Origin of the sequence: Microcoleus sp. S13_C5 (assembly GCF_036700845.1) — a bacterium.
Taxonomy (GTDB): Bacteria; Cyanobacteriota; Cyanobacteriia; order Cyanobacteriales; family Microcoleaceae; genus Microcoleus.
This window is the reverse complement of sequence record NZ_JAUBPR010000019.1, coordinates 1-24,903: the sequence shown is the minus strand read 5'-3', so window position 1 is coordinate 24,903 and position 24,903 is coordinate 1. Positions and strand designations below refer to the sequence as shown.

At 46.1% G+C, this 24,903-nt stretch carries 17 protein-coding genes and 1 pseudogene; 10 read left to right on the top strand and 8 right to left on the bottom strand.

All coding sequences use genetic code 11. The features are described 5' to 3' along the window. Positions 1 to 207 precede the first annotated feature (207 nt). Positions 208 to 747, top strand: a complete 540-nt coding sequence (locus tag QUA04_RS07870) for a phosphate-starvation-inducible PsiE family protein (RefSeq protein ID WP_333255445.1) — start codon at positions 208 to 210, stop codon at positions 745 to 747. Positions 748 to 955: 208 nt separating this feature from the next. Here QUA04_RS07870 and QUA04_RS07865 read toward each other — a convergent pair whose 3' ends face one another. Next, the gene (locus QUA04_RS07865) at positions 956 to 1,507 is read right to left on the bottom strand and encodes a peroxiredoxin (protein ID WP_333255443.1); all 552 of its coding nucleotides are present in this window, start codon (positions 1,505 to 1,507) and stop codon (positions 956 to 958) included. Positions 1,508 to 1,626: 119 nt separating this feature from the next. Here QUA04_RS07865 and QUA04_RS07860 point away from each other — a divergent pair, with 119 nt between their 5' ends. Continuing rightward, positions 1,627 to 2,976 carry a peptidylprolyl isomerase gene (locus QUA04_RS07860; protein ID WP_333255441.1) on the top strand — a complete coding sequence of 450 codons (1,350 nt, stop codon included), beginning with the start codon at positions 1,627 to 1,629 and terminating at the stop codon, positions 2,974 to 2,976. A 107-nt stretch (positions 2,977 to 3,083) separates the two neighbouring features. Here the strand turns inward: QUA04_RS07860 and QUA04_RS07855 are convergent, their stop codons facing one another. Next, on the bottom strand, positions 3,084 to 3,836 hold the full coding sequence (locus QUA04_RS07855) for a tetratricopeptide repeat protein (RefSeq protein ID WP_333255439.1): 753 nt from the start codon (positions 3,834 to 3,836) through the stop codon (positions 3,084 to 3,086). A 563-nt stretch (positions 3,837 to 4,399) separates the two neighbouring features. On the opposite strand from QUA04_RS07855, the gene QUA04_RS07850 reads away from it, so the two are divergent. The 3 genes from QUA04_RS07850 (at position 4,400) to QUA04_RS07840 (ending at position 8,082) form a co-directional block, all read left to right on the top strand. Then, entirely contained in the window at positions 4,400 to 5,104 is a 705-nt protein-coding gene (locus QUA04_RS07850) for a pentapeptide repeat-containing protein (protein ID WP_445242300.1), read from the top strand. Positions 5,105 to 5,667: 563 nt separating this feature from the next. Beyond that, a complete protein-coding gene (locus QUA04_RS07845; protein WP_445242299.1) occupies positions 5,668 to 6,399 on the top strand; it encodes a cytochrome c biogenesis protein CcdA in 732 nt (243 codons plus the stop codon). A 270-nt stretch (positions 6,400 to 6,669) separates the two neighbouring features. Further along, a complete protein-coding gene (locus QUA04_RS07840; RefSeq protein ID WP_333255434.1) occupies positions 6,670 to 8,082 on the top strand; it encodes a cytochrome c biogenesis protein in 1,413 nt (470 codons plus the stop codon). Positions 8,083 to 8,534: 452 nt separating this feature from the next. On the opposite strand, the gene queF is transcribed toward QUA04_RS07840, so the two are convergent. After that, entirely contained in the window at positions 8,535 to 8,954 is a 420-nt protein-coding gene (gene queF, locus QUA04_RS07835; protein WP_006633986.1) for a preQ(1) synthase, read from the bottom strand. 145 nt (positions 8,955 to 9,099) lie between these two features. Here queF and QUA04_RS07830 point away from each other — a divergent pair, with 145 nt between their 5' ends. Then, positions 9,100 to 9,696 (top strand): hypothetical protein, encoded by a 597-nt coding sequence (locus QUA04_RS07830; protein ID WP_333255431.1) that lies wholly within the window; start codon positions 9,100 to 9,102, stop codon positions 9,694 to 9,696. A gap of 84 nt (positions 9,697 to 9,780) precedes the next feature. On the opposite strand, the gene speD is transcribed toward QUA04_RS07830, so the two are convergent. Further along, positions 9,781 to 10,203 carry an adenosylmethionine decarboxylase gene (gene speD / locus QUA04_RS07825; protein WP_006633984.1) on the bottom strand — a complete coding sequence of 141 codons (423 nt, stop codon included), beginning with the start codon at positions 10,201 to 10,203 and terminating at the stop codon, positions 9,781 to 9,783. A gap of 532 nt (positions 10,204 to 10,735) precedes the next feature. On the opposite strand from speD, the gene QUA04_RS07820 reads away from it, so the two are divergent. Further along, positions 10,736 to 15,664 (top strand): ATP-binding protein, encoded by a 4,929-nt coding sequence (locus QUA04_RS07820; RefSeq protein ID WP_333255429.1) that lies wholly within the window; start codon positions 10,736 to 10,738, stop codon positions 15,662 to 15,664. Between the two features lie 165 nt (positions 15,665 to 15,829). On the opposite strand, the gene QUA04_RS07815 is transcribed toward QUA04_RS07820, so the two are convergent. The 4 genes from QUA04_RS07815 to QUA04_RS07800 all read right to left on the bottom strand — a co-directional run bounded on the left by QUA04_RS07815 (position 15,830) and on the right by QUA04_RS07800 (position 21,509). Beyond that, the gene (locus QUA04_RS07815; RefSeq protein WP_333255427.1) at positions 15,830 to 16,891 is read right to left on the bottom strand and encodes a pentapeptide repeat-containing protein; all 1,062 of its coding nucleotides are present in this window, start codon (positions 16,889 to 16,891) and stop codon (positions 15,830 to 15,832) included. Positions 16,892 to 18,375: 1,484 nt separating this feature from the next. After that, positions 18,376 to 19,593 (bottom strand): histidine kinase, encoded by a 1,218-nt coding sequence (locus tag QUA04_RS07810; protein ID WP_333255425.1) that lies wholly within the window; start codon positions 19,591 to 19,593, stop codon positions 18,376 to 18,378. Between the two features lie 397 nt (positions 19,594 to 19,990). Continuing rightward, on the bottom strand, positions 19,991 to 20,473 hold the full coding sequence (locus tag QUA04_RS07805) for a BON domain-containing protein (protein ID WP_333255423.1): 483 nt from the start codon (positions 20,471 to 20,473) through the stop codon (positions 19,991 to 19,993). 481 nt (positions 20,474 to 20,954) lie between these two features. Beyond that, the gene (locus tag QUA04_RS07800; protein WP_333255421.1) at positions 20,955 to 21,509 is read right to left on the bottom strand and encodes a hypothetical protein; all 555 of its coding nucleotides are present in this window, start codon (positions 21,507 to 21,509) and stop codon (positions 20,955 to 20,957) included. A gap of 69 nt (positions 21,510 to 21,578) precedes the next feature. Between QUA04_RS07800 and QUA04_RS07795 the strand changes: the two genes are divergently transcribed. From QUA04_RS07795 to QUA04_RS07785, 3 genes and pseudogenes are all read left to right on the top strand, one after another. After that, the gene (locus QUA04_RS07795) at positions 21,579 to 22,979 is read left to right on the top strand and encodes an S-layer homology domain-containing protein (RefSeq protein WP_333255419.1); all 1,401 of its coding nucleotides are present in this window, start codon (positions 21,579 to 21,581) and stop codon (positions 22,977 to 22,979) included. 547 nt (positions 22,980 to 23,526) lie between these two features. Next, a complete protein-coding gene (locus QUA04_RS07790) occupies positions 23,527 to 24,561 on the top strand; it encodes a histidine kinase (RefSeq protein ID WP_333255417.1) in 1,035 nt (344 codons plus the stop codon). A 189-nt stretch (positions 24,562 to 24,750) separates the two neighbouring features. After that, positions 24,751 to 24,831, top strand: a pseudogene (locus tag QUA04_RS07785) (IS630 transposase-related protein); the annotation flags it as partial. Positions 24,832 to 24,903: the final 72 nt, after the last annotated feature.

Below are 24,903 nucleotides of genomic sequence, written 5' to 3'. Positions count from 1 at the left end.
ATATCAAAGCTACTTATTGCAGGCTTCCGCTAGCATAAACTCTCACTAAATGTCAAGCCACCTAGGAGGCAAATAAAAGTGTGTGTGAAATTGTCAACCGATCAAAATTTTATGAGACTGATAAATAGATTAAACCTGTAAATTGTCAAAGATTAACCTAAGTTCAATTAAGCTGTAAGAAAGTCAAACAAGTTGCAGGAGCTGTCAATGGAAAAGCGTTTAAACAACTCGTCCAGTAACCCCGCTCAATGGTTGAATCTGCAATTAATCGTCACCGCTCTGGAAACAGTCCAAGACTTAATTGTAATTTCCCTATGTATTGGTTTGTTTTGTTTCATGGTGCTAGAACTGCGAGAAATGTTCTTCTCGCTGCTACCTCCTTTGAATTTCCAGCAAGTCACTGCCGATATTTTATTTCTATTAGTTTTAGTGGAATTATTTCGGTTGCTAATTATTTACTTGCAAGAACAAAGAGTTTCGATCGGCGTAGCTGTGGAAGTTTGTATTGTATCAGTTTTGCGAGAAGTGATAGTGCGGGGAGTGCTGGAAACTCCCTGGGTTCAAATATTATCAACAGGCGCATTTTTGCTGGTTTTGGGAGTGTTGTTGGTAGTCCGAGTTTGGTTGCCGCCAACCTTCGAGGGAATTGACCCGGAACGCCGCATGGCTAGCAGAAAGAGAAATCTATCAGAGCCTGAATCTTCTTCCGAGCCTGTTGCAGTCAATAGCAAGTTTAATTCTCACTGAGATTTAAGATTTTAGATAAAACTCGGCGCTAGGAACCGCTCCTACACAAACTTTCGTCCTAGCTCTTAGAAACTAAAGAATAAAGAGGGTATTAAAGGGGGATTGGGTATTACCAGGCATCTTCGTAAAATAACCCAGATAACGTTTGTAGTGAGTACGACCGTCCTCACTACAAACCTATTTGATTGAGGTTATGCGATCGCACATCTTACCCGTTAGCCTGCAATTCCCCCAAACGAGCCAACACTTCTTTTGAGTGAATCGCCGGATTAATCTTCACAAAAGTTTCCCGCAAAATTCCTTCAGGGTCAATAATGAAACTGTGCCGCGCCGAGATAAAACTCATCCAAGAACCGTAAGCTTTACTCACTTTACCGTCGGTATCAGCTAACAGCGGAAATTTCAAACCTTCTGAATCGCAAAATTCCGCGTGAGAGTTGACATCATCAGCGCTAATACCGATAATTTGAGTATTCTTTGCCAAGTATTTCGGCAAGTCTTGCTGAAATCGACGTGCTTCGATCGTACAACCCGATGTAAAGTCTTTCGGATAAAAATAGACTACCAGCCACTTACCGCGATAATCGGACAGGGACACTTGTCCGTCGCCGCTGTTTGTTGGCAAACTAAAATCAGGTGCGGCTTCATTCAGCGCCGGAAGCTTGCCACCGAGGGCAAATGCAGGTGTGGCAAAATTGAAACTTAGAAAAACTAGACAAATTGCCAATAAAGTGCTAAAAAAATTGCGGCGAGACATCATAAATTTAGAAGTAGAACTGTACTTAACACAAGTTTACAGTTTTCTGATTAAATGGGTAGGGGCAATTCGCGGATTGCTTCTAAAACCGCAATATCACTCACTCAAATAGCAATTTATCCATGAGCGCTCCACTCCCATTAACAGGCAAAGCTATAGTAGTCCAGGTAATTAACGGTCAACCCGTTACGATCGAAGTCGATGGCACTAATGCCCCTATTACCGCTGGCAATTTTGTTGACTTAGTTGAACGCGGCATTTACGACGGGGTGATGTTTCACCGAGTTGTGCGCCAGCCAGATCCTTTTGTGGTGCAAGGAGGCGATCCGCGCAGCAAAGATCCTACAATTCCAGCAAGTCAATTGGGAACGGGTAATTTTATTGACCCGGATACCAATCAGGCGCGTTTTATTCCTTTGGAAATTAAGCCGCAAGGGGCCGCGCAACCTGTTTACAACCAAGTTGTAACCCAGACGCCGCAGTTGCAGCATACTCGCGGGGCTGTGGCCATGGCTCGTTCTAATGCTTTGAATTCTGCTTCTTCGCAGTTTTATTTTGCTTTGGATGATTTGCCCTTTTTGGATGGTAATTATGCTGTTTTTGGCAACGTTATTCAAGGTTTTGAAACGGTTAATGCCGTGCAACAGGGCGATCGCATTTCGACTGCAAAAGTCGTTCAAGGAATCGTCCCCAGTCGGGTTTCTAGCATCATTACCGATGTTAATGTACTCAACGATTTAATTAATAGTACCAATTTCGTAAATCTATCTTTGGGAGCCCTCAGACTGTCAAACACCCCCAACAACTATCAAGTCACTTCCCAAGACTCTCAGCAAAATCCCAGCGGTGTAGTGGGAGGTAGCGCAAACGATCGCATCGTCGGTTCACCGACTGATGATGCAATTAATGGCAGCCAAGGCAACGATACCCTCACGGGCGAAGCGGGTGACGACTTTCTCAGAGGCGGCAAAGGTAACGACTTCATTAGCGGCGGTGTTGGCAACGATATTCTGATTGGCAATTTCGGTGACGATACTCTCAATGGCGATGCTGGTAACGACTTTTTGCGAGGCGGTCAAGGGAATGATATCTTAATCGGTGGCGATGGTAATGATATTTTGATTGGAGATACAGGCAACAATACTCTCACAGGAGGTAGTGGTGCAGATACTTTTGTTTTGCTCGGAGTAGATCCTGCTTCTCTTCCTTTTATTACCCTACCCCCTACAAGTCATACAATAGTTGATTTTCGACCAGAGGAAGGCGATCGCATTGCTTTGACAGGAAAATTATCCGATACTACATTCACTCAATCGGGCAGCAATACTGTCATTAACTTGGCAGGGGCTTCTACTGTCGTACAAAATTCTACTGTCGCCTCTGTTCAAAATGCAGCCTTTGCAATTCCTTTATCTACGATTCTTCGTCCTAACGATCTACCAACTGGCGATGCAGCCTTGAGAATTGGCTAACTTTAAATATAGGTGTAGGGTGCTTATGGCGCACCTTACAAATTCCCTAATTCCGCCTTCCCAATTCCCCAATTCTCCAATTTCCAATTCCCAATTGCCAAATTCAACTAACACCATAGCTTTGTAATTTGAGAAACTGCCTCTTGATAAGAATCCATTCTCCCCTGTAGCTTAAAAAGCCCTGCCGCCTTCTGAAAATCCTCAAATGCTCCATGAACTTCTCTCAATTTATATCTAGTCAATCCTCGGTTAAAGTAAGCTTTAGCAAAATCGCGATCGAGGCGAATTGCTGACTCAAAATCAGCTAGTGCTGCCAGGGAATTCTCCATTTGCAGGCGGATAGCACCTCGGTTAAAGTAAGCTTGGGCTAAATTTGGGTTGAGCAGCAGTGCCGAGTTGTAATCTGCGATCGCCGCAGTATAATCTTTTAAACGAGTCAGCATAAACCCCCGATTGCTGTAATACTTGGCTCGGTAAGGATTGAGTTCTATGGCTGTAGTTAAATCTTCGATCGCCGATTGCTTGTAGCCTAATTTGTAGCGAGCCACACCGCGATCATTGTAAGCTGACGCGAATTGCGGATTAATGTTAATTGTGGCAGTAAAATTTTTAATAGCGCCGTGCAAGTCTTGTTGTTCGAGATTTTTTAAACCCTGAGTGTAAAACTTTTTGGTACTAACTTTTAAATTTGCCTCTTGTCGGGATTCAGCTTGCTCACCCGAAAATACGCCGGCAATATTAGTGAATCCCAAAGATTCGATCGAATTGAAAATAGTTGTGACAACTAATTGGGTTGGGAGAAGGGGGATAGTAGGCATGGGAGGAGTGGTGTTCAACGGTATGCTCTTATTTTCCTCCATACTTCAGCTACTGACAGTGATATCCGTAGTGTCAGGAACGTGATAAGTTTGATGAGATTGGGTGATGCTGCAGCTTGAGTTGTGTGAGGAGGGTTAGCCTTAGTTAGTGATGCCGATCGCAATTCAGAAAAAAGGCGTCTACAACCCTTTAAAAATAAGGTTTTCAGGCGAGCTGGGCGGTTTCTTTCTTCCCATATTGAGCAGTTCCTACCCGGATTGTTTGCAGATATGCCGCTGGAGGAGCGAGCGCAACTGCCCACCGCAAGTATTACTTTGTAGCGATATTCTGTCGGTAAATCGCGATCGAACTTGCGGTTATCTTATACCAGGTTTTTAGGAAAACAATTAGTTTGGCAGCGAGGCATTTGTGAATCAACCGGGTTTCTAGCTCAAAGCGCGTCTAACACAACCTGAGTTAAGTTTGTGCCTGCACCAACCCTGATTAACCTTTCACTACACTAATATTTTTGAGTAATCTTGCTGAGGAAAGTTGCAGATTATTTGCTATGCTTTGATTAGAGATCAATAATTTATGACGCAAATTAGTGTCAATGAAAAGAGTTATGAGGTTGAAAACTTTCTTCGCCGCAGTGTTGGCGATCGTCCTGTTCACTCTCTACTTAACTCCTCCTGTGATGGCCGCGAATGGGGAGGATTTGAGTCACCTATTAAAAGATAATTGGTGCGTCAGCTTTCTGTGGAAGCAATGCGATTTGAGCGCTGTCGATTTGCGGGGCGCTAATCTCCAAGAAGCCAATTTGTCCGGCGCTAATTTGTCCGGCGCTAATTTGTCCGGTGCTAACTTAAAAAATGCTGATCTTTCAGACGCAGACCTCACGGGCGCTAATTTAGCAAATGCTGATATTTTAGGCACGGATCTCAGTCGAGCCAATTTGACCGAAGCTAATTTCAACGGCACGAAGTTGTGGGATGCTAATCTGACTTTGGCAAATCTGAGCCGCGCCAATTTACAAGATGCTAATGTCTTAGATTCTCGACTTTGGGGAAGCAATCTCACGGAAGCTAATTTAACGGAGGCGACGCTGCACGGTGCTGACTTGCAATATGCTAATTTGGCCGACAGTAATTTGACAGGTGCTGATTTGCATAGCTTCTTTTTCCGAGGTTCCAAACAAATAACCAATTTGAGCAATGCTAATTTAGAAGGCGCTATTTTAACTGGCGCAAATCTCAGAGGTGCGGTGCTGGCAGGGGCAATAATGCCAGACGGCTCTATTAATGAAGAAATTGGCTTTAATTTAAAGTAAAGTTAAATTAAAGTCTGTTTGAATAATTTCCACAACAGGCTTTCGAACCGATTTCGCAGTCAATGAATTATCTGGTGCAATAGGATGCGCCCGTTGCCAACCGCTTGTTGAGGATGCTGTCAAGATATCAATTTAAACCAGGGTGCGATCGACCTTTTAACTCCCAAGCTGCGCCCGTTGCCAACAGCTTGTTGAGGATGCTGTCAAGATATTAATTTAAACCAGGGTGCGATCAACCTTTTAACTCCCAACCAGTAAATATCGATAAAATTTTAAATCTCAAACCGAACCTGCGCGCATCTGTTACAATTTTCAACAAAGCCAGAACAGCCCCGAACCTGAAGTCGCCTGCCTAGGGATACCAGCCCCCGACAGGAGTCGTGAAGAGCAAAAATATTAGATATTTAGTTTAAACTCCCAGATTCATCTGTAGAGTCCATCTAAAATCTAAAATCGATGAGCTGTGGAGTCAATCTAAAATCTAATAATCTAAAATCTAAAATCTAAAATCGATGGGCTGTGAGTCAATCTAAAATCTAAAATCTAAAATCTAAAATCGACTGATGGAAACCTTGCAAACCCAACTTTACGAACTCGCACAATTTGCTAATAATTTAGTAAATACTCAACTGACAAACCTCAGTTTAGTCAGCGTCGGAGTCATCTTTCTGGCAGGGTTGCTAACGAGCTTAACGCCCTGTATGCTTTCAATGTTGCCGATCACGATCGGCTACATCGGTGGATACGAAGCAAAAAGTCGCCTGCAAGCTGCCGCCCAGTCTGCGTGGTTTTCCCTCGGATTAGCCACCACCCTTGCGGGTTTAGGTATTGTAGCATCATTTGCCGGACAAGTTTACGGCAAAATTGGCCTGGGTTTGCCGATTCTTGTCAGCATTATTGCTATTCTAATGGGGCTGAATTTACTCGAAGCTTTACCCTTACAAATGCCGTCTTTCGACGCTGTTGGGTGGGTGCCGAAAGATTTGCCGGCGGGCGTGCGATCGTACTTATTGGGCTTAACTTTTGGTTTAGTAGCCTCTCCCTGCAGCACTCCGGTTTTAGCTACCCTCTTAGCTTGGGTTTCCAAAACGGGAGATACAGTTTTAGGTGGTGTGTTGCTGCTGTTTTACGCTGCTGGCTACGTCGCTCCGCTGATTATAGCAGGTACTTTTACTGCTAGCATTAAAAAGTTGTTAGAATTGCGTCGGTGGTCGAGTTGGATTACGCCTGCTAGTGGCGTTTTGCTAGTAGGATTTGGAGTTTTCTCTCTGCTTTCCCGCATCCTTCCCGCTTAAGTTTAGTAGTAAGGACTTCCGTCTTTATTTAAAGATATAGCAATCTCTACTGCATGGGTAAATTAAGTTTTTTTTAACCAACCGCGAAGACGCGAATAACACCAAGGAACAAAGAAAAGAGAAAGAATTCAAAATTGATTGAGACTTGATCGATAAAAATAATAATATTTTATTCATTTTGGGTTTTTCCCTCCTCTTTCTTCTTTCTCCCTTCTTCCATCCGTTACATCCGTTAGAAAATCCGTTGCCGAACTTCCTCCATAATTACCAATGACATCAAAAGAAGTATTTCTATCAAAACTCTCAAACTGGGCGACTGCCCCTCAAAGGTTTTTCAAGCGAGAAATCTTGCCGATGCTCGCAGATTTGCGGCTGGCAATTATCTTGCTGCTGACGATCGCATTTTTCAGCATTTCCGGCACCGTCATCGAACAAGGCCAATCAGTACCCTTTTACCAATCTAACTATCCAGAACACCCCGCTTTGTTCGGCTTCCTAACTTGGAAAGTTGTGCTAATTGCAGGACTTGACCACGTATACCGCACTTGGTGGTTTTTGTCAATCCTAATTTTGTTCGGCAGCAGCTTAACAGCTTGTACATTTACCCGACAATTTCCAGCATTAAAAGCCGCCCGCCGCTGGAAATTTTATGAAGAACCAAAGCAGTTTGAAAAATTAGCTCTCAGTGCGGAATTAGAAACAGTCGCTTTAAGTTCCTTAGAACCACTTTTGCAGCAAAAAAACTACCGCATATTTCGAGAAAGCGAAAAAGTTTATGCTCGCAAGGGAATAATTGGCAAAATCGGGCCGATTATTGTTCACGCCAGTATGCTAATTATTTTAGCTGGGTCGATATGGGGCGCAATGACGGGATTTCTCGGTCAAGAAATTGTTCCCAGCGGCGAAACATTTCAGGTGCAGAATATCCTGGATGCGGGGCCTTGGGCTGGGCCGCAAATACCGAAGGATTGGTCGATGCGAGTTAATCGGTTCTGGATTGATTATACTCCCGAGGGCGGAATCGACCAATTTTACTCTGACCTGTCAGTTTTGGACAAAACAGGCCAAGAGGTCGAGCGCAAAACCATTCACGTTAACGAGCCCCTCAGATACCGGGGAGTCACATTTTATCAAGCAGATTGGGCAATAGCCGCCGTGCGAGTTCGCCTCAACAAAAGCCCCGTTTTACAATTGCCAATGGCTCAGTTAGACACCCAAGGCAAAGGCCGAATTTGGGGAGCTTGGATTCCGACAAAACCCGATTTGAGTGCAGGAGTTTCTCTGCTAGCAAAAGACTTGCAAGGAACGATGTTAGTGTACGGTACGGATGGCAAATTGTTAACTACAGTTCGCGCAGGCACGGCGGTAGAAGTTAACGGAGTTATGCTGACAATTGACGAAGTTGTAGGCAGTACGGGATTGCAAATTAAGGCCGATCCGGGTATTCCGATCGTTTATACTGGCTTCGGGTTGCTGATGCTCAGTGTGCTGATGAGCTATCTGTCTCACTCGCAGATTTGGGCTTTGGAAACCAACGGCAAACTCTACGTCGGCGGGCGCACTAATCGCGCTCAGGTGAGTTTTGAAAGAGAAGTTGTAGAGATTTTGGACAAGTTGGCAGAATCGAAAACAGCAGAAGAAAAAAGTGCGATTGCCCCGACTTCTGTTGCAAGTCAAAGCTAACCGTAGGGTGCGCTAGCCGCACCTTACGCCAAGGATAAATATCAAAAAGATTAGTTGAGTTTGTAGCGTGCGCGTTGCCAAATATGTCGAGGTGGTTAATGTGAAGCTGAGAAAAACCATACAACCGCTATTTCACGTTCAGATTTTTCAAATTTCAAGTAATGAAAATTGCTATACGGAGGTTTTCGTTTCAAAATCAAAAACCTGAAACGCCAGTCAACAGGTACTCTCCGGTGGGCGACAAACTCAACCGATTCCCAGTGTACACCCTACAAACTACGAGATTTTAAGCGTGTGAACGACTTTTTGACTGTCTTGAGAGGGCTGCCCTGACGCACCCTACAATTAGTTACTAATTTTATTAACAATCCTATTTCTTAAAACTATTGTGGGGTGCGCTTCGACGCCGCCCCACAATTAAATCTCACTGCCACAACAGCTTAATACCTACCCTACTTCTGGTGCGACACCTCAATCACTGTGTGGACGTTCCCCCGTGGCGAAAAATCGCCCTTAATCGTCGCTTCCAGGGGCGCGCAAGCCGCCACAAAATCGTCTAAAATTTGATTTATCGATTCTTCGTGAGATATGTAGCGATCGCGATAACTGTTAACGTACAGTTTCAGCGCCTTTAACTCTACCACCCGCTCGTCTGGCACGTAAGTAACGTGAATTGTCGCAAAATCGGGATAGCCAGAAAACGGACACTTGCAAGTAAACTCCGGCAACGTAATGTTAATCGAGTAGCGCCGCCCGACTCGCGGATTCGGGAAAGTAATTAACTCCCCTTCCAAAATCTGGCGTTCGCCGTATTTCATTTCCTCGGTGCTTGACTTTTGCGACATAGTTTGTTCCGGTGCGTAGTTGTTCATAGCGATTGAGTAAAAACTTGTAACATTAAATTAAATTTACGTTCAATATCTGTAACAAATATCTTGACGAATTGTGTTGCGATCGATCTAATTGCAAATACTCTCAGGCTAAACTAAAACAAGCTCACCCTCGCCATCTACAATTATGCAAAATACTACCTTATCTGACAATACTTCCCCTGAAAACTCAAATAGTTACTCTCCATCGGTACCGATTTCCCTCTATCGAGAAGTCACGGCAGAGCTGCAAGCAGCCCAAGCGATGGTGGACTCCCTCAAAACCCACAATCAGCAATTAGTCCAACAAAATCAACAACTGCGGCGAGAAGTAGAAACAGTAGTTCAGGTATCCCAACAGTTACAGCAAATAGTCAACTCGGCTCAGAGTATCACCCAGACAGGGATGCCTCAAATGCCGTCAGTCAAATTCAATTTCAGCGTTCAACCTCCGCCCCCACCACCTGCAACCTCGCAGACTAACTCTGGCATACCTCAACCACCTCAGACAGTGGCTTTCCCCTTCCCCCTACCGGAACCGGACCCAACAGCCGCCTCTATGCCGCAGCCATTTCCCGAAAAATTATTTACAGAGGTGCCGGAAACTCCTTACCGTGTGCGATCTCAAATCAAAAAAACCTCAGACTTAAGCGGATTGTGGTTGGCGATCGCGATTTTTCTGATTGTGATTGCAGCTTTCGGTGCAGGTTATTTAGTTGTCCGCCCTTTATTAATGAAAAAGTAAATTCCAACAAGAATCCCACGGTTCGATCCGTGGGATTTTAAACAAAACCTAGCATAAATTGTTCAAAGTTACGCTAATTGGCCATCATCCTCTGGCGGCACTCGTTTCTACTGAACGAGGGGCATACTGCTCTTCACAAGCAGAACCTACGATGCCCACTCCTGGCTCGAAACCGCGCGTGAACTCAGTGAGTTTTACCTGTTTAGCTTCCAAAGCTGTCTGTAGCACCTTCATGGCTCGGTGAGGGTCGCCGGCTCCGCAGAAAAATAAGTCTGCAGCAAAATAACCGTGTTCAGGCCAAGTATGGATTGCTATATGAGACTCTGCCAAAGTAGCAGTAGCTGTCACTCCGTGAGGACTAAACTGGTGTACGCACAAATCGATGAGAGTAGCTCCTCCGGCTTCGATCGCATCGAGAATAGCGCGGCGGATACGTTCAGGATCGTTGAGCAAGTCTCCAGGAGACTGCCAAGCATCAGCGACCAGATGGGTTCCCAATTGTTTCATTCTGCGGGGTTTTACCTCTATTGATGTTAAGTCTCAAACCTTTTAACGTTAGCACGATGTCAAAAATTTTGCAAGTATGTTTCACAAATAAAAATAAAGATTAGGAGAAATACTCACCACGAAGCGCTGGCTGTATGGTGGGGTCAAACTGTCTCACAGGCAGATGCCACTAATGGAATTCGTATTATTTCAGTGCTGCCTTGTTCTTCTCAAACCACCTTTTTTGATTAAAGCGATCTCTGGTTTCCATGGGCTAAAAAAACCAAAGCTCGATCGTTCCGGCTGCGGCGGAATTTATATGATATCCAAATGCCACAGATGGACGGCTATGCTCTCATGCGTAAAATTCGCCAGATCCTAGACGATCGCCCGGCGGGCCGATTCCAGCGCTCGCTCTGGCACCCTATGCTGGAGAAGTTGACCAGCAACCGGCGCCGCTGGGTTTCTGGCGTCACCTACCTAAACCCGCTCGGTCAGCAGAGATAATGAAGATCGTTTCCCGTTTCTGTGGGCTCAATGGAAAGACAACCGCATGATCGAGCAGTATCAACTCGTTGAACAGATTTTTGCAGGAAATAGCGAGATGGCGATGCTGATGCGATCGCACGACTGGTCGCTTTCCGCCCTTGGTGCCGTTGAAACCTGGCCGCAAAGCTTGAAAACCGCGATTCGGATCGTCTTAGGCTCTCGCTACCCCATGTTCGTTTGGTGGGGACAGCAGATGACCAAGTTTTATAACGATGCTTACATTCCTATTCTCGGCAAACGACATCCGCAAGCACTAGGTCAGCCTGCCTCACGGGTATGGGCTGAAATCTGGGACACCCTAGGGCCGCAAGCAGAAGCGGTTTTGAACCAGGGACAATCGACGTGGAATCAAGAATTGCTTCTGGTAATGGACCGCAACGGGTATACAGAGGAAACCTACTTTACCTTTTCCTACAGTCCGGTGGCGAATGATGATGGCCCAGTGGGGGGCATTTTCTGCGCCTGTAGCGAGGACACTCAGCGCGTGTTGAGCGATCGCCGCTTGGCAACGCTGCGCGAATTAGCAGCAGAAACAGTCACTGCCAAGACGCAAAAAGCAGCTTGCGAGATTTCCGCCACCGTATTGACCAATAACGCCTATGACATCCCGTTTGCGCTGTTTTATCTACTCGATGGCGAAAGCGAGATCGCACGACTCGCCGCTACAACAAGGTTAGCAGCCGGAACCCTTGCCTCTTGTGAGGCGATCGAGCTTACATCCGCCCAAAAGTGCCAGTGGCAATTGAAGCAAGTCATCGAGACGGGCGAAAGCAGAATCATTGAAAATTTGGAGGCGCAATTTGGACTTTTACCGGGCGGCGCGTGGTCCCAATCTCCTCATCAAGCGGTAGTTCTACCACTAGCTCGATCGGGAGAAACGTTCGGGTTCCTGATTGCTGGAGTGAGTCCGCTTAGAACGTTTGATGATGATTACAAAGGTTTTTTTGACTTGATGGCAGGGCAGGTGACAACAGCGATCGCCAACGCCCAAGCCTATGAAGCAGAACGCAAACGCGCCGAAGCACTGGCAGAACTCGATCGCGCCAAAACCACCTTTTTTAGCAATGTGTCTCACGAATTCCGCACGCCGCTGACCTTAATGCTGTCGCCGTTGGAAGAAACGATCGCGAATTTGAATGGAACAATTCCACCTCAAGAACGTGAACAATTACTACTGGTGCAGCGCAATGGAATGCGACTGCTCAAACTCGTCAATAGCTTGCTCGATTTCTCACGCATCGAAGCAGGTCGAGTCCAAGCATCTTATGAACCTGTAGATTTGGCAACCTATACGGCGGAACTTGCCAGCACGTTTCGATCGCTGATTGAACGGGTGGGAATGTCGCTGATTGTTGACTGTCCACCCTTGCCAGAAGCGATTTATATCGATCGCGAAATGTGGGAAAAAATAGTTCTCAATCTATTATCAAATGCTTTTAAGTTTACCTTAGCGGGAACAATTACTGTTCGATTGCAGTGCGTAGAAAATTGTGTTGAATTATCAGTTGCAGATACAGGAGTCGGTATTCCCTCCGAAGAACTACCGCATTTATTTGAGCGATTTCATCGAATTAAAAACTCGCAAGGACGGAGTTTTGAAGGCTCCGGCATTGGGCTATCGCTAGTGCAAGAACTCGTCAAACTACATGGGGGAGCGATCAATGTCACCAGCACTTTTGGGCAGGGAAGTTGCTTTACAGTGACGATTCCCACCGGAACAGCTCATCTGCCGCCGGAGCGCATTGGCGCCAGTCGCACGTTAGCATCAACGGCGTTAGGGTCGATGCCCTATGTCGAAGAAGCTCAACGGTGGTTGCCTGAGAATGGCGATTTTAGATTAGAAGAATGGAGCATGGCTCCATCCACTCATGAACTCGTCAATCAACCCGCTCAATCTAAAATCCAAAATCTCAAATCTCAAATTCTCCTGGCCGATGATAACGCTGATATGCGCGATTATATTCGACGACTCCTGACCGGTTCTTATATTGTTCAAACCGTCGCCGATGGCTTTGCCGCTTTGACTGCCATTGAGAAGAATCCACCCGATTTGGTATTGACAGATGTGATGATGCCGGGGATGGATGGGTTTGAGTTGTTGCGATCGCTGCGTTCTAATCCCGCAACCCAAGACATTCCCATCATTCTGTTATCAGCCCGCGCCGGCGAAGAAGCGCGTATTGAAGGACTCGCAGCCGGAGCCGACGACTATCTGATTAAACCGTTCTCGGCGCGCGAACTGCTGGCAAGGGTAGAAGCAAGTTTGAAGCTGGCACGGCTGCGACAAGAAGCAACAGTGCGAGAGCGAACCATTCTGGGGCGCGTAACCGATGCGTTTATGGCAATGGATCTCGACTTTCGTTTTACCTACGCTAATGAAGCCGCACAACGAGTGTCGCGAACTCCTTTAGAAGCAATTCTGGGCAAAACGATGTGGGAAGCCTTCCCAGGCACGATCGGCAATCAGTTTGAATTCCAGTATCGCCGATCGCTCTTGCAGCAAATCGCGGTGGATTTTGAGGAATATTATGCTCCGTTTGATTTGTGGGTTGAGGTTCACGTTTATCCTTCACCGACTGGGCTGTCTCTTTTCTTCCGGGATATCAACGATCGCAAAAAAATTGAGCAGGAACGGGAACGGTTTCTTGCCGTCGGTTCCGATTTGCAAGTGATTACGGGCATAAACGGCTATTTCCACTGGGTCAGCCCAACCTTTGAACGAACCCTCGGCTGGACATCGGACGAAATGACATCCCGCCCCTGGACTGAGTTTGTCCACCCGGACGACCTAGGCACCTCCATTGCAGAAGCCGACAGTCTGTTCTCCGGTAACGAAACCTTTACCTTTGAAAACCGTTATCGGCACAAAGACGGTTCCTACCGCTGGTTTCTCTGGAATGCCCAGCCTTACCCAGAAGAACAAGTGATTTACGGCGCTGCCGTTGACATCACCGATCGCGTGCGCGTCGAAAACGATCGCCAACGGGCGGAAGCAGCCTTGCGTGAAAGCGAGGAGCAGAGTCGGAATATTCTGGAGAGTATTGCTGAAGCATTCTTTGCCCTGGATGAGAACTGGCGGTTCACCTATGTCAATCAATCTGCCGAAAAACTGCTTGATCGCATTCCGGGTGATTTGATTGGCAAGAATTTATGGGAAGAATACCCAGGACTGATTGGCAACGAGTTGGAGCCGATCTATAGGAGCGCCATGCGCGATCGCGTGGCTGGGTCACTGACGGGGTTTTATCCCGACCACGATCGTTGGTACGAAGTCCGCACCTACCCTGCGACAAATGGAATCACCGTTTATTTCAAGAATGTCACCGATCGAATTCAAGCCGAAGCAGTCCTGCGCCAAACGTCCGCCGAACTCGAACGGCAACTGCAAAAGTTCAACGCCTTTAAGTCTTCGGTGCCGGACTTTATTTATACATTCGATTTGTCCGGGCGGTTCATTGATATCAACAAGCCGTTGCTCGACCTTTGGCAAAAATCCTTCGCTGAAGCCATTGGCAAAACCTTTTTTGAATTAGATTACCCAGTGGATTTAGCTGTCAAACTGCACCATCAGATTCAGAAAGTGATTCAGACGCGCCAACCGCTTAAGGATGAAACGCCATACACCAGCGCGTTCGGTACAAGAGCTTACGAGTATATTTTTGTGCCCGTTTTTGATGCAGAGGGTGCTGTGGAAATGGTAGCGGGTGTAACGCGCGACATCACCGATCGCAAGCAAGCCGAAGCTGAACGCGAGAAGCTTCTGCAACAAGAGCAAACCGCACGAGAAGCCGCCGAAACCGCCAACCGCATCAAAGATGAGTTTTTGGCAGTGTTGTCCCATGAGTTGCGATCGCCGCTCAATCCGATTCTCGGCTGGTCGAAGCTGTTGCAGCAAAACAAACTGGGCGCTGCAAAAACGGCTAGCGCCCTTGCCTCGATCGAACGCAACGCCCAACTCCAGTTACAACTGATTGATGACCTGCTCGACATCTCCCGCATTCTGAGCGGCAAACTGAGTCTGAATGCGATGTCCGTTGACTTAAATATGGTCATCTCAGCCGCCTTGGAAACCGTTCGATTAGCAGCCGAAGCCAAGTCACTGGAAATTCAAACAACCTTTTCACCGGGCATCGGAATGGTAATGGGCGATTCCGGGCGCTTGCAGCAAGTAATCTGGAATATTTTATCCAATGCCGTGAAATTCACCCCTCAAGGCGGGCAAATTAGCGTTAGGTTAACCCAAACTGGAACTTATGCCCAGATTCTGGTCACCGATACAGGAAAAGGCATCAATCCTGAGTTTCTGCCTTATGTGTTTGAGCATTTTCGGCAAGAGGATGGAGCCATAACTCGTAAATTTGGGGGTTTGGGATTGGGGCTGGCGATCGCGCGTCAAATTGTGGAACTGCACGGCGGCAAAATTTGGGTTGAGAGTACGGGTGAAGGACAGGGAGCCACCTTCACCGTTGAACTTCCCCTTTTGCATACTGCGAATCTGGTTGAAGAAGGTGCCGATACAACTGAAGCTCGATCAAACGATCTTCACCTGGCCTCTCTGCGCGTGTTGGTTGTGGATGATGAACAGGATTCACGCGATTTTGTGGCATTTGTAGCAGAACAAGCCGGAGCCAAAGTGACTGCCGTTGGGTCTGCGATCGAGGCGTTGCAACTGCTCTCAACCACACCCTTCGATATCCTGCTGTGCGACATCGGAATGCCAGATATGGATGGCTATATGCTAGTGCGACAAGTGAGAGATCTACCACCAGAGCAGGGCGGGCAAATTCCGGCGATCGCCCTGACTGCTTATGCTGGAGACTTTAATCAGAAGCAAGCTCTTGCTGCTGGGTTTCAACGTCATGTTGCAAAACCTGTCGAAGCGAATGAGTTAGTCAAAACAATGCTGAAATTGCCTCTGAGACTGCATCGCTGAGTCCGAATTTTAATAGATTGTCGATCGCAGACAATCTATTAAACTCACCCCCTATAACCGATAACTGAATTCTGACTCCTGAATTCTTTATGGTTAAAAGTTTTGAGTTTTGAATTAAAGATTATTTAACTTAAAACTCAAAACTATTTTCTCTTAATCAACCCATCAATCCCGGCTGTGAGTAGCTCCATTAGGCAAAATCGCTCCGCCCAAAGCTGCTTCGTTCAAATTATCAACATTCAAGCTCGCCCCAATCAAATTAGCCTCGGACAAATTAGTTCCAGTCAAATTCGCCCCTGTCAGAGAACTCAGCAGTAAACCCGCTCCCGACAAATTGGCGTGACTCAAATTTGCCCCCCGCAAATCCGCTTCCAGCAAGCTAGCACCTGCCAAATTCGCACCGCTCAAGTTAGCTCCCCGCAAAGAAGCTTTGTTCAAATTCGCAGCCCTCAAATCAGCATTGTGCAGAATCAAACCATTTAAATTAGCTTTACTCAAATTAGCTCCCTGCAAGTCGGCACCGCTCAAATTAGAGCCATTTAGATTGGCGGATTGCAAGTCAGCACCGCTCAAGTCAGCACCGCTCAAATTAGCAGCGCAAATAGAGGCCTCCCGCAGACTTGCTTCGCTCAAAGTAGCCCCAACTAAATTGACGCCGCTGAGATTTCCGCGATTGAGATAAGCCCGAGTTAAAGTTGCTCCGCTCAGGTTCGCCCCGTTCAAATCTACCTCGCTGAGAATCGCTCTAGTCAGATTTGCTCTGCTTAAATCTACCCCGCTCATAATTGCTCGGCTCAGCGTCGCCCCGCTCAAATTAGCCTCCGTTAGTTTCGAGCCGCTTAGCAAACAAGCTCCTACTAAACTCGCTCCAGTCATAACGGCTTTGCTCAAGTCAGCCTGAGACAATATTGCTCCGCTGAGATTTGCCCCGCTAAAATCTGCGGCTATCGCCACAGTTCCAGTTAAACTAGAACTCCCCAGGTTAGCTTCAATTAATTTCGCCTTAGACAAATTAGCCCCGCTCAAGTCGGCGCCGTTTAAATTAGCTCCAATCAGTTTGCTTCTAATTAAGTTAGCACCTTTCAAATTAGCGCTGCTCAAATTTGTTCGACTAAGATTAGCTTCACTCAAATGAGCTGCAATGAGGTTAGCCCCCCGAAAATCTCGTTCCCCGTTTCTATGTCTAATTAAAAGTTCATCGGCACTTAAAAGTTCAGTGAAATTCATAAAAAAATTGAGTGAGTTTCCTTAATTTCTCGATGTTCTATGTTGTCGGAAAATTTGTACTATCGTGTTTGGCAATAAGTTTTTTAAACCAATACTGCCACAGTAACAATTGTCAAAAATGCTTGATTCCTAACATCACCCTGCTAACCTAGTTATAACTTACGAAAAGAAACCGGGTTAGGGTAAAATCTGAGGTTTGCCAGCGCGGAAGGGATGAAGAAACCGAGTTTCTCGCCGCGTGTAAGCCCTGTAAGTCTTATTTGGCTAGTAATTAGTTGGCGGTTGATGTTAGGTGTTAATTGTTAGTTGTATTTATACTAACTGCTAATCACTAACTATTAACTGCTAACCATTTACCCAAATACCGAGAAGTTGTCGATAGATCTTGTAAAGATAGATCAAATATTTGGGGTATTGCTGGCGGCATCCGCGCCGCACTCTGACCGGAAAAATTGCTGGTACAGACGATCGAATTTATTAGTGCAATCAAGAAACAAGATATCGGAGCTTCAACCCCAAATGCCTTCTACATAAGTGCCTTCTATCTTGGATCGCCCATGAAAGCAGAGCCCGGTCAGCTCAGCTAGTTTCACCTCCCCCCACTGTGCTGCGCGCCAGTGAAATCCAACAAGAAGGCTGTTTCCCTCGGAGTGCTGAGCGAGTCGCAGGCAAAGCAAACAATACGCTGCCCTGAGCCTGAGATTTCGCGAAAAAAGGCGCCGCGAGCCATTGTGCTCCCGCGCTGCTGTGCTTGCTGTCAATCTTTACTCGATCCATGAGCGCTTGCGGTTCTAATTAACAGAACACCCGACACCTGACGCGCTCCCGGACATAAAAGCTGTTCCTGGGCTTCTCAAATGTTTCGCTGAGGCATTCCCAGAAAAACTGTATTCCTGTAGCAGGTCTTGCCAACGGCAATTCGGCTGCTACAGCCAACTAATGACCAGCCTAAGTGTTGCCCGAAGGCTCCGACAATATTATTATTCTAATATTTGCCGACCACCGCAGGCATTTCTGGGCGCGCGGGGCTGGCTACTTCACCTGTATAAGTTGGTGAAATTAACCACCCCATAATTAAAGATAGTCGCTCTTTGACTAACTGGGCAATATCTGCTGTAATTTATGTCATCAAATTTGATAATACTGCGGGGTTTGCAATCGAGCTGTAGTGAGTGCTACAGAGTAAAAAAACACTGCGGATTTAGGGTATAAAAATTAAGGGAGCAGATCGAGTCGCCCCCGCAAAGCCCAGCTCGCGGCCGGAGCTACCCATCAAAATTCAACTGGTGACAGGTCGCTTTTTTTAAAGTTTCCAGAACAAAAGCCGACTTTCAGAGAAAAAGCCGACTTTTGAGGTAATTTTACCGACGAAGCGTAAAACCGCTAGCTCGTCGGTGTTGGTTGGATCACTTTCCACAATCCGAGTGCGCGAATGCGACTACCCTGCTGAAAGTAGAAACAATACCCAAACAAACTCTGAAGTATTAAATCAGAGGGCGGCCGGTAGTGCCATGAGTGGGATCGTAAATACCAGCGGTAGTATCAACGCCCGGAGTGCCGGGAGCGCCATAATCAGCCCGAGCACTATCGACGCTGGGATTATAGTCGTAGGTCTTCCAATGCTGAATGCCTCCGCGGCTCAGAATGCTTTCGGCTTGAGCGACTTCTGCTTCGCTGCCGTCAACCAGTACCAAGTAATCTCCTCTGGCCACGCGATCGTTGTATGCTCTAGCTTCCTCTTCGGGAATTCCCATACCCACTAAAGCTCCGATCAAGCCGCCTGCTGCCGCACCCAAAGCCGTACCGGCGAGTGTAGTGGCGATCGCCGTAGCTGAGGCTCCTGCCAGCATAATCGGCCCGATTCCCGGAATTGCCACTAGGCCCAGACCTACCAACAAGCCTGTCAAACCGCCCAAAGTACCACCTGTGAGTGCGCCCTTTGTGGCCCCTTCGTCCGATTTGTTGTCCGCGCTGTCGTGCACGTCAATGCCTGCAATGTCCCCTTTAGACTCAGCATCCTTAGCGATGACAGAAACCCGATTCATGTCGAAACCGGCAGTTCTCAGTTCTCCCAGTGCGTGTTCCGTCTCGCGGCGAGTTGAAAATACTCCCACGGCGCGCTTATGGCGACCCGAAGCTCTGCGGCCGGTGTCTGCGGGCACATCGTAAATGCCCCAATCCTGAATGCCCCGCACGCTCATAATTCCTTCGGCTGTGGCAAGTTCGGCATCTGTTCCTTCTACGAATACCAAATATTCTCCCCGCGAGACGCGATCGCTATAAACTTTAGCTTTTGCTTCGGGAACTCCCAAACCGACCAAACCGCCGACCAAACCGCCTGCTGCTGCGCCAATCGCGCCTCCGACTACAGTATCTGCCAGCAGAGTTGCGATCGCGCCCCCCGCCATCACCGGGCCAACTCCCGGAATCGCTAGCGCTCCAATGCTTCCGAGTAACCCAATCAAACCGCCCGTTACTGCTCCGGCTGTCGCGCCTGCTTTGGCGCCGCCGCCCACTTTGTCGTCGGTACCCTTACCAGTACCAGTGCTAGCGCCCGCAATTTCGCTGCGATCTAGATTTTCCCCAACTACCGAAACTTTATTCATCGGAAACCCGGTACTTTGCAGCTCCATCAGGGCTAGTTCCGTATCTCGGTAATTTGAAAATGCTCCTACAGCTCGCTTGTGTTGACCTAAAGCCATTTTTTTGTCCTCGAAAATATACTACTTTTACACAACCACAGAATTTATGCTCTGCCATCAATCACATTTAGTCATTTTTTCCCAACAATTTTCATCGGTCGCTGGGAATAACTTTCCGCTCTATCTTCAGGTTGGTTTCCCATTAATTATCCGGTCGGAAAACTCGGAAATTGGGAAGGGGAAGTTGCAGGTATTGCGCGATTTTTGAGTGCGTTAATTTTAAATTCAATTTACACTCTTTAAGTTAAAACCCCGCTCTGCCTAGAGAGTCACCTAAGCGTTGCGATCCGCTTCCCAAGCCATCTTACAATGCCAAACTTTACCCTCTTCCCTCAGACTTCTCTCCTAGATCACTAAATCCTTCTTCCTTGTTTCCCTCAAACTTCTTCCTTATAATTTATTGCTTGCTGCTAGGCGATGCGGATGCAGCGGGAGCGACAACAGCCGTAACATTCACCTGTTTTACACCCTTAATCTGTTTAGCTAGTGGCTCAATTTTAGCTAAATCTGTTTGATTGGGAACTGTGCCACCTACCGTGACCACCCCGTCTTTTGCATCAACAGTTAGCTGACCTTTAGTGATGTTCACTTCTAACTTGGAGCGCACTTCACTTGCGAGGTCGCCCTCGGCTCTTTTTGCATCACCGCCCGTCACATTGTTGCGCTGTTCTCTAGCCCTGATATCAGAATTTGCTTGGTTTTTGCGAATATCGCTAGTGGCGTCATCCTGAGTTTTTTTAACTGTATCGGCTGCGGGCGGGCTACTAGTGTTTTCTGTGGGAGAATTAGGAGCATCAGCGCTAGTTTTAGCCCCGTCGCTGCAAGCAGCAGCTCCAAATAATAGGAGGCCGCTGAGGAGAATTGGTGTTAGTTTGTTCATAATAGGTTAATACCCTCCGGGTAAGCTTTCGATGAGGCTGACTTCGTTGAGCCAGATTTAGGAGCCAGATTAAGCAAGACAGAATCTTTGTTTATGTCTTTGTTTGTGCTTTCTGCGTTGGTTTTTTTATTGGATTTAAAAATCCTTATATCAAATATATAAACTTGAGCAAGTCTCTACATCGCTCCACGGGTGTAAAAGTTATCTATGTCGTTAGATAGAGTACAAAAAACAAAATAGGGTCTTAGAGCTAATTCAACTTAATTAGTCGGGAACGCACTATTCCTCAGAAACCCGGTTGATTCCGAAATTTTTAGTTACTAAAGCTCAGATTTTCCTATAAACCCAGTTTAAAAACGTAAGTTTTATTAATAAATTTGATGGCTACTCCTAACTAATTTTTCCATCTTCCCGGTTCACTCAATATCCATCCCTGAAATTCGTTAAATCCCGTAGACTACTCATTGTAAAACTTCCTGCTTCAAAATAAACGAAAAGAGTCGAGAAATTTTTGAGCATTTTCTGGTTTGGGGGTAGTGGCAACCAGGCCGTAAACGCGCGTTTCCACCAAAAAAACTTGACCTACACCTACAGGTTCAGTGGGGGAAAGTGGCTGAAACTCAAATTCTTTTCCCGGATAGCCTCCGAGGGAAATATCCCGCACTTGCAAGACTTTAGCATTCGCTGCCACGACGAAAAAATCAACGGCATTATTTAAAGTAATTCTGATATTATTGATATTATTGTTCCTCATGCGAAAATCTAGGTCAAAGTATTGAAGCAAATAAGTTTCTTTGTTTTTTAAGTTCGATCGGTATGTATGAGCAATAATTTGATTTGAAAAAATTTCGGAATTAATTTTGGGATTTCCCGGCATATCGATCGCAAACTGACCCATCGCCGAGCAAAAGGGCTGCCACTCTGGCGTCTGAATTTCTGCCCGCAGCGGGGCTGGTTGAGATGCAACGGGACGGGCAAACTTGACAGGGTATGAAAGTAATGTAGCAGTAACTAGAAGTAAATATAGAAATTTCATTTTGGTAAAAATTATATATGCCAGATCGATCTGCGCTAGCCTAGGAATATATCTGCAAAGGGGCGATTTATGCTGAATATTATATTTACTCAACGGCTAGGCAACTCTCAAGGACGATCTAAAATCACTAAAACCAGTAAAACCAATATACTCGCTGCTGTAAATACTTGGCTGGCTGTGTGTCTGCTGGCTGCTGTCACAGCTTGTGCAAACAGCCCCAACAGCAAGGCCCTCGAAGAATCTTTAGCCGCCGATCCAAAATTAAAACAAAACCCAGTAGTTTTCTCTTCCCCGCCACCAGCTACAGCAATTGACACAAACTCTACCGCCAAACTTCCTCCCGATTTCCCGACAGAGATTCCACTATATCCTAATGCTGAGTTAATCGAAGTTAGTGGGCAAACAGATCCGTCGCCAAAAAATGTGCGGCTGCGCTGGCAGAGTACAGATCCGGTTAATTCGGTTCAGAACTTTTACTCCACAGAGTTTGGGCGTCGCAACTGGGAAATAGTCAGCCGCCCCACCGCCGAGGGACAAGGTTCTTTGGTAGCAACGCGAGATAATTTACGGGTAACAGTGTCGCTTTCTCCTACTCAGAAAGTAGGGGGTTCTACAGAATTTGCGATCGACTACAGCAAAGAAAGCCCCGAAATTGCCACCAGTCCCCAACCTAATAACTCCGAGTCTAGCGCATCTCCAACTGCTTCACCAACTCCATCTAATTCCGAGAAAACTACTCCAACGCCCTCCGCCTCGTCAAAATCAGCAAAAGTTAGCGAACAAGAAAGCCAAATTCCTCAACAGTTGCGGCAGTATGTGGCAGATTTAAGTCAGTTGGAAGTGCTGAAAGTGCGATCGACAGAAAGTGCTAATTTAGAAACAGCCAGCACTTTGCCCAAACCCAACAAAATTGTCACTCGCCGCGAATACGCCCGCTGGTTAGTCGCAGCTAACAATCAGATTTATGCTAGCCGTCAAGCCAAACAAATTAGATTAGCAGTAGACTCTAGCGAACCAGCCTTTTCTGACGTACCCAAAACTGACCCGGATTTTTCAGCAATTCAAGGTTTAGCAGAAGCCGGTGTAATTCCGAGTTCGCTTTCAGGAGAAACTAAAGATGTGAAATTTCGCCCGGATGCACCTTTAACTCGCGAAACAATGATTCTCTGGAAAGTGCCTTTAGATAGTCGTCAAGTTTTGCCGACAGCTAACATTGAAGGAGTGAAAGAAAAGTGGGGTTTTCAAGATGCTTCTAAGATTGATTCCCAGGCATCGCGGGCAGTTTTAGCTGATTTTAACAATGGAGATTTGGCGAATATTCGCCGCGTTTTTGGTTTTACTACTCTGTTTCAGCCGAAGAAATCAGTGACTCGCGCCGAAGCTGCTGCTAGTTTGTGGTATTTTGGCGTTCAAGATCAGGGATTGTCTGCTAAAGATGCCCTGGAAGCAAAGTCTCAACCAGCTCAATAGAGTTGTTTGAGGTGGTTAAAAGTTGTGAACACAGCATCTACTTACCAATACCTCAAAAACCGGGTTTTTTCTCTGTAACAAAACCCGGTTTCTGCGTCCAAGACTGACGAAATTGTACCAATTTTTGATAAATCGGCGTGCGATCGCCCGCCACAAAAATTGCAGCTTGAGTTTCTAGGATTTCTGTGAATATGGCTTACCCAGAAACCAACTTTTATCTATGAAAATGCCCTGTAAAACGCGAGGCATACCTGTGAAAAGCCCCGTTTCTTTAATTCCTATGGGCTAGTTATAGTAAAAAACCTTTTAATAAATTATACATTTATACATCGGCTTTTCTGTCCTTGTGCTCTACCCTAGGGGATAGATTTTTTTGGCTTCAATCTTATTTTCTGTATCCTGCTATACAACCGCTGCATTTGGCGGGCAAATTTTATACATATTTTAACTAACACTTTGTTCAAAACTCTCAGTAGGATTCCGGATGCCGTAGCGACCTTAACGATAAATGAACAAGAGTGTTTGAGCTCTTGGAGAGCATTTTTTAATGTACGATATTACCTTATTTACCCCGCAAGACATGGCTAAATGCAGCTTAGTCCTGCGCCACTTAGGTAGAAATACTGCTAGTATGGAAGCCACCAGCCAGAAGATTGTTAACTATATTTACCGACATTTTTGCGATTCGCAAACTGGAGAAAATACCTGTGGCTTAGTGCGTTTGTTCAAAACTCATCCCTACGGGGAATTAGAAGACTCATTGCAACAATCCGCCCGCCGCTTGATGAAGGGCAATTCCCCCGCCGCCGACATGAAATGTTGGACTCTGCTAGCAGCCGCAGGCACACAAGCGCAGTGGAATTCTCGACACACAGCAGCAGAAAATACAGCTATTCCATTAGTTAGCACAAAATTAGTCGCTCAAATGCCGGCAATTTCGGAAATAATCCGGCAGTTCGGTTTAGACATTCCTACATTCCTCGGAATTGAGCGAGAAAGGTTCCTGCAATTAGAGCCCGTAGTATTAAATATTTTTCACGTATCAGAGGCAAAAGGCAGTCCCTTTATTCCTGAGCAAAATTCCTTAGTTATCCCCTACCAAGTCAAGTCTGTCTTGGGATTTGGGGGACTTATGCAGTCAGGAAGTGTGTTTGCGGTAGTGATGTTCCTGAAAGTTAAAATTCCCCACAGCACGGCTGAAATGTTTAAAGATTTGGCACTTAGTGTCAAAACAGCATTGTCCATGCCCGACAAACCAAGTGTTTTTGACTATTCGGAAAATCCTACAAGCTTTATTACAAATAACAATATTTACGAAACCCAATTACTGGAATATCACGTTGCCACTCTGATGCAATTGCTGGATTTATCAGAACAAGAAATGCTCAGACAAGCCACTCGCTTTCAACAAACTATTGACAATTTACAGCGCGAACTTACCGAACACAAAAATAAGGAACAAGCTTTGAAAGTCAGCCAAAGTTCGTTTACAGGAATCCTCAATATTCCCAAAAATGGTATTGTACGCGTAGAGGAAAATAAAGGAATTCAGCGTTTTAATCAAGGGGAAGAACAGATTTAAACCAAGCTCTGTGTTTAGCAACCCGGTTGATCCAAGAAAGCGGGTTGTTGCTGTGTTTGTTCAGTTAATTTTACTTTTATAGAAAGGAGTGCGAGCATCCGGCTCTCTGTATATATAGTCATTTCAAATAGGTATGAGACTATTTAAAAATGAGTTAAAATGAATAAAAATAGTGAAGTCGCTAGGAAAATCTCTTACAGTATTGATTTGAGAAAAAAAGTAGTGGATTATGTAGAAAATGACGGTCGTATCGCTCAAGCGGCCGCAATACGGTTTACTTAAGGTCGAACAAGTGATAAACTATATATGATATACAAAAAGTAAATCAAGTATAGTGCCGTA

What these genes read in the sequence shown, in the direction of transcription:
- QUA04_RS07805 (WP_333255423.1), bottom strand. Translation starts at nt 20,473, where the DNA reads ATGAACAAACTAACACCAATTCTCCTCAGCGGCCTCCTATTATTTGGA.
- speD (WP_006633984.1), bottom strand. Translation starts at nt 10,203, where the DNA reads ATGAAACAATTGGGAACCCATCTGGTCGCTGATGCTTGGCAGTCTCCT.
- QUA04_RS07860 (WP_333255441.1), top strand. Translation starts at nt 1,627, where the DNA reads ATGAGCGCTCCACTCCCATTAACAGGCAAAGCTATAGTAGTCCAGGTA.
- QUA04_RS07820 (WP_333255429.1), top strand. Translation starts at nt 10,736, where the DNA reads ATGATCGAGCAGTATCAACTCGTTGAACAGATTTTTGCAGGAAATAGC.
- QUA04_RS07795 (WP_333255419.1), top strand. Translation starts at nt 21,579, where the DNA reads ATGCTGAATATTATATTTACTCAACGGCTAGGCAACTCTCAAGGACGA.
- QUA04_RS07845 (WP_445242299.1), top strand. Translation starts at nt 5,668, where the DNA reads ATGGAAACCTTGCAAACCCAACTTTACGAACTCGCACAATTTGCTAAT.
- QUA04_RS07840 (WP_333255434.1), top strand. Translation starts at nt 6,670, where the DNA reads ATGACATCAAAAGAAGTATTTCTATCAAAACTCTCAAACTGGGCGACT.
- QUA04_RS07790 (WP_333255417.1), top strand. Translation starts at nt 23,527, where the DNA reads ATGTACGATATTACCTTATTTACCCCGCAAGACATGGCTAAATGCAGC.
- QUA04_RS07800 (WP_333255421.1), bottom strand. Translation starts at nt 21,509, where the DNA reads ATGAAATTTCTATATTTACTTCTAGTTACTGCTACATTACTTTCATAC.
- QUA04_RS07855 (WP_333255439.1), bottom strand. Translation starts at nt 3,836, where the DNA reads ATGGAGGAAAATAAGAGCATACCGTTGAACACCACTCCTCCCATGCCT.
- QUA04_RS07815 (WP_333255427.1), bottom strand. Translation starts at nt 16,891, where the DNA reads ATGAATTTCACTGAACTTTTAAGTGCCGATGAACTTTTAATTAGACAT.
- QUA04_RS07850 (WP_445242300.1), top strand. Translation starts at nt 4,400, where the DNA reads ATGAGGTTGAAAACTTTCTTCGCCGCAGTGTTGGCGATCGTCCTGTTC.
- QUA04_RS07830 (WP_333255431.1), top strand. Translation starts at nt 9,100, where the DNA reads ATGCAAAATACTACCTTATCTGACAATACTTCCCCTGAAAACTCAAAT.
- QUA04_RS07870 (WP_333255445.1), top strand. Translation starts at nt 208, where the DNA reads ATGGAAAAGCGTTTAAACAACTCGTCCAGTAACCCCGCTCAATGGTTG.
- QUA04_RS07810 (WP_333255425.1), bottom strand. Translation starts at nt 19,593, where the DNA reads ATGGCTTTAGGTCAACACAAGCGAGCTGTAGGAGCATTTTCAAATTAC.
- queF (WP_006633986.1), bottom strand. Translation starts at nt 8,954, where the DNA reads ATGAACAACTACGCACCGGAACAAACTATGTCGCAAAAGTCAAGCACC.
- QUA04_RS07865 (WP_333255443.1), bottom strand. Translation starts at nt 1,507, where the DNA reads ATGATGTCTCGCCGCAATTTTTTTAGCACTTTATTGGCAATTTGTCTA.